This is a genomic window from Pseudanabaena biceps PCC 7429, from assembly GCF_000332215.1.
GTDB classification, from domain to species: Bacteria; Cyanobacteriota; Cyanobacteriia; order Pseudanabaenales; family Pseudanabaenaceae; genus Pseudanabaena; species Pseudanabaena biceps.
The window spans coordinates 1-3599 of sequence record NZ_ALWB01000334.1 but is presented as its reverse complement, the minus strand read 5'-3'; the positions used below and the strand labels follow the sequence as shown (position 1 = coordinate 3599).

Here is a 3599-nt window from a genome sequence, read left to right as displayed (position 1 = left end):
AATTAAACCCCAGAAGAGCGTACCGCCCGCATAACGGGCGGTACGCTCTTCTGGGGTTTAAGATTACTTATGCTTGGCTAGTTAAATAAGTATTTTTAACTAAACCTGAACTATGTTAGAGGGAGGAAATATAATGTTACTAATTTAACAAAAATTTTTCTTTCGGAGTCTCAATGATCGGACATACTCTTGTAGATAATCTCAGAGAAGATTTCCAAAACGTTACAAGTACTTCTATCTCGACTCTCGCAAATATTTGGGCAAAGAAGTATATTCAAAATTTACAGGTCGATAAACCCAAGCAGAGTATTCAATCTAACGATCTGGGGGAAATTTTATCATCAGAGCGGCGGGCAGCTACAGCCGCAAATCTCTTACAATCCCTGCGTTTTTCTAGCGCGCAAGCTTGGGCAAAGACTGAAACCCTATTGATGGGACAGTTGCAAGCTCACGGTATATCCGCAGATTTAATCGATCCTTGGCAAATTGCTACGGATTCGCGTTTTTTATTGGATTCGGCTCTCAAAGTTTATACCGAGAATGCTAACAATCGTCTGTTGGAAATAGATTTGCCCGAGGATGGACAATATCAGCGACTCGAAACCTATACTCAGCTACCAACGGTTGGACAGCTATCTGTGGCGATCGCTCAAAATGTCGGCAAGATTCGCAAAAAATATACATCCGTTGATCCGCGTACCATTGGTTTTGTCAGTATGCAATTTCACTACAGCGGGCAGATGCTGCTGAACGCCCTTCCGCCTCTAGAGAAATTGATGGTGAACTCTTACTTCAAGGTAATTGACGATCACCTTTATATGCCATTGCAAAGATGCTACGAGGCCGCAGGAGATCTCGAATATGATGACATCGCGCTCGAGTCCGTTCGCCATTTACTCTCCCTGACCAGTGAAATTGCTCGCCAAGTCTCACAAAAGACCTTGATTATGCATTCGGACTATCAATGCTATAGCGGCGTGCTGAGTTCGCCTCAAATTCGGATTTCTAGTCTGCGCGACATTGAGATGTTTCAAGTTTATCTCTGTCTTTGCGTATTAGAAAAGAGTGTATCTTCGATTCAGCAAGAGCTTTTTCCCCTTTGTATAATGCTCTATCCTCCTTTAAAGGTGAGTTGGGAATTGGTAAGGACTTTACTCAGACTCCTCTCTCAAGAAATGCATACCCATCTCGATGAGAGGCATGTCAAGGAATTTGAGCCCTATCTGACGGCTTTGAATGAAATGTTTGGTGATGATGTGCTGCCTGAAGCCTGATAATAATAAAGCTGAGCAGATTAAGTCGATAAACTTGTTAGAAAAAAACGCCAAAAGCGTGACTTTTCTAACAGGTTGAGACTTGATATCTTCAGTAAAGAAAAGCTAAGAACAGAAAAAAATCAAGCATGACCTGTATTTGTACGATTAGCCAAGCGATCGCCATTACATCGGCAACGGTTGCCAATATTGACGAAAACACGCGAAACAATATAGAAATAAGGGGCGTTATTTCCGATAGTCGCAAACTTGGAGCTGGCGAGTTGTTTGTGGCTTTAACTGGCGAAAATTTTGATGGTCATGTTTTTGTTGCCGCAGCGATCGCTCAAGGAGCAGTAGCCGCAATTGTGAGTCGGCAGTGGGCTAACTCAGATGCGGCAACTGGGCTACCGCTCCTAGCGGTTGACGATACTCTTACCGCCTATCAGGAACTAGCGCGTTGGTGGCGATTGCAGTTTTCACGCCCCGTCATTTCTATTACAGGTTCTGTTGGTAAAACCACCACTAAAGAAATGATTGCGAGTATGTTGGCTTGCTATGTGGCTCCCGACAAGCAAGTTCATAAAAGTCAAGCCAATCATAATAATGATATTGGCGTAGCCCAAACCCTATTAGCGATCGCCCCCGATCAGAATGATTTTGTGGTGGTGGAAATGGGAATGCGTGGTTTAGGGGAAATTGAGCGACTTGCCAAAATTACTTTGCCCACAGTTAGTGTAATTACCAATGTGGGTACGGCTCATATTGGTAGATTGGGTTCACGAGAGGCGATCGCCCAAGCTAAATGCGAACTCCTTGCGGAAACCCCGATCGATGGCACTGCAATTCTCAATGCAAGTAATGAGCTGTTACTAGAAGCAGCTACCAAAGTCTGGCAGGGCAAAACCATTACCTATGGCTTAGGTATTGGCGATGTTAATGGGGAACTCATCAATAACAAATTGCATGTCGAAGGTTTGATATGGGAATTACCCTTGCCAGGTCGCCACAATGCTTTAAATTTTCTCGCAGGTTTAGCCGTTCTCAAAGCCCTCAATCTTGATTGGGCTCAGACATTGCAAGGCATTGGCAAGCTCGATCTGCCCTTTGGCAGAGCGCAGCTATACGAATTACCGCAAGATGTGATGATTCTCGATGAAACCTACAATGCTTCTCCCGAAGGGATGCTAGCAGCTTTGCGTCAATTAGCCGATATGCCTGCAAAGCGTCATTGGGCAGTATTAGGAACCATGAAAGAGTTAGGAGCTATGTCTTCCCAATTGCACCGACAAGTGGGCGAAGCGATCGGTAAATTAGGAATCGAAGGTGCCATTATTTTGACTGATGGTGAGGCAGATGCCATTCTGTCTGGAGCCAATGGTTCGTTGAAATATGCGATCGCCTGTCAGTCTTACGACGACATTACCCAAACCCTCTTGCAAAAAGTCGAACGTGGCGATCGCATTCTTTTCAAAGCATCGCGATCCGTTGGGATGGATCATGTTGTCAAAGCATTTCGCGAAACTTGGCACTAGAGAGAGAATGGTGGCGCTTTGCGCCGCCATTCTCTTGAAGCCCCCATATATTCACTTAACAAACCCAATAGAGAGTTGTGGCGCTTCGCGCCGCAACTCTCTATTGGGTAGCGCATTGCGCTCAAAGCCAAACCAAGGAAATTTTTGAAAGCGTTGCGAAGCAACGCTTTCAAAAATTTCCTTGGGGTTCGTTTGATCGATAATTGCTGTAAGTGAATATAGCTATAACTATGCGGAACTACTCAATAACCTTTGGATAGTTGCAGTTAGATGGGAGAGTTGTACGGGTTTTGCCAAATATTCATTGGCTCCAACAGCCATACATTTCTCGCGATCGCCTTGCATTGCCAGAGCTGTTAGTGCCACAATGGGAATATGTTTGAGAAAGGGATTGGCACGGATAATTTCAATCGCCGCAATGCCATCAAGTACAGGCATTTGGATATCCATAAGCACGAGATTGGGCTTTTGGGCGATCGCTAGATCGATTGCTTCTTGACCATTAGCCGCTAAAATCACCCGATATCCTCGACTAGTTAAGTAATTGGCAAAGGTTTCAATATTAATTGGATTATCATCGGCCAACAAAATTAGAGGGTTAATTAATAAATCCTGCTCTGAACCATTCTCTAATAAATTATTCTCTAGGTTCTCTAGGCTCTCTTTACGGCGTTGCACAAATGAGAGATGAATGAGTAAATAAAAGATAACGAGTTTTAGCAATGAAAAACAATGAAATGTCCAAAGTGTGGTTCAACACATATTCGTAAAAATGGGAAACGAGGAGACAAACAAAATCATATTTGTGCTG

At 43.8% G+C, this 3599-nt stretch carries 4 protein-coding genes; 3 read left to right on the top strand and 1 reads right to left on the bottom strand.

What is annotated here, in order from left to right:
- Positions 1-173: 173 nt before the first annotated feature.
- Entirely contained in the window at positions 174-1274 is a 1101-nt protein-coding gene (locus PSE7429_RS21865; RefSeq protein WP_009629559.1) for a hypothetical protein, read from the top strand.
- Between the two features lie 128 nt (positions 1275-1402).
- Positions 1403-2788: a UDP-N-acetylmuramoyl-tripeptide--D-alanyl-D-alanine ligase gene (locus PSE7429_RS21860; protein ID WP_009629558.1), complete on the top strand. Its 1386-nt coding sequence runs from the start codon at positions 1403-1405 to the stop codon at positions 2786-2788.
- A 228-nt stretch (positions 2789-3016) separates the two neighbouring features.
- Here the strand turns inward: PSE7429_RS21860 and PSE7429_RS21855 are convergent, their stop codons facing one another.
- Complete coding sequence (locus PSE7429_RS21855) at positions 3017-3511, bottom strand: response regulator (protein WP_040690205.1); 495 nt, start codon at positions 3509-3511, stop codon at positions 3017-3019.
- Between the two features lie 9 nt (positions 3512-3520).
- On the opposite strand from PSE7429_RS21855, the gene PSE7429_RS28260 reads away from it, so the two are divergent.
- Positions 3521-3599: transposase-like zinc-binding domain-containing protein (locus PSE7429_RS28260; RefSeq protein ID WP_422394346.1), on the top strand; the 79-nt coding region annotated here is incomplete at its 3' end.

Bases quoted from the DNA above. Each gene is read 5' to 3' on its own strand.
- PSE7429_RS21865 (WP_009629559.1), top strand. From the start codon at position 174: ATGATCGGACATACTCTTGTAGATAATCTCAGAGAAGATTTCCAAAAC.
- PSE7429_RS21860 (WP_009629558.1), top strand. From the start codon at position 1,403: ATGACCTGTATTTGTACGATTAGCCAAGCGATCGCCATTACATCGGCA.